Origin of the sequence: Streptomyces nanshensis, from assembly GCF_001751255.1 — a bacterium.
In the GTDB taxonomy this organism is placed as follows: domain Bacteria; phylum Actinomycetota; class Actinomycetes; order Streptomycetales; family Streptomycetaceae; genus Streptomyces; species Streptomyces nanshensis_A.
In genome coordinates this window covers 1-853 of record NZ_LJGW01000511.1, presented here as the reverse complement: position 1 = coordinate 853, position 853 = coordinate 1, and the positions used below count along the sequence as shown (strand labels likewise).

At 74.1% G+C, this 853-nt stretch carries 1 protein-coding gene; it reads right to left on the bottom strand.

All coding sequences use genetic code 11. From position 1 onward, the window contains the following. Window positions 1-66 precede the first annotated feature (66 nt). Window positions 67-853: hypothetical protein (locus tag AN218_RS37210; RefSeq protein ID WP_070020109.1), on the bottom strand; the 787-nt coding region annotated here is incomplete at its 5' end.

Below are 853 nucleotides of genomic sequence, written 5' to 3'. Positions count from 1 at the left end.
CGCGCCATCGCCGCCGCCCCCTGCCACCGGCGTCGCCGGCCGCCGGGCGGTGCGGCCCGCCTCCGGTCAGACGGAGTGGCGGTCGAGCCCGGCCTTCTTCGCCTTCGCGCGGCGCTCCGGGCCGACTTCGGCCCGCCAGCCCTCCAGCGCGTCCCAGGCGAGGGGCTGCATGCACATCAGCTCGCCGGTGCCCGGTACGAGCAGGGCGCCGCCGAAGGCGTCGTCGCCCGCGAACCAGACGCCTTCGGCGATCCGCTTGGGCCAGTACGGGTGGCCCATCGGCTCCCGGGCGAGCATCTCGGGTGAGGCGTCCTCCTCCACACCGAGCACGAGGAACCGCCGTCCGCCCCGCCACAGCTCCAACTTCTCGACGGGCGTGCGGAATTCGAAGTCGTAGACGCTCAGGACGCGGGCGCACTGCCGCACCCAGCGGAGCTGGTCGAACCAGTAGACGGTCGCCAGGATGATGCCGAGCAGCCCCACCCCCATGAGCGGGATGAGATAGGTCGCCCTGGTCACCAGCGGCACGGCCATCACCGCGAGCGAGCAGAGCACGAGGACCGCGTAACGCTTGACCAGGGCCGCGTAGAGGAAGTGCACCGCGCCGCGGTGGTCGCTGCCGTCGGTCGGGTACGAGGCCGGGGTGCCCCGTGCGGGCCGGCGCAGCACGTACCGTACGGCGACGATCTCGAGGACGACGAGGCCCAGCACGCCGGGTATGGACAGGGGCATGTAGTCGTCGCTGCCGATGAAGAGGGTGGCGCCGTAGGAGGCCGCTGCCGCCGCCGCCCACAGCGCCTCACGTCTCAGCGGCGCCGGGCGGCCGGGCCGGCCGGGGGGCGGCGGCACGGCC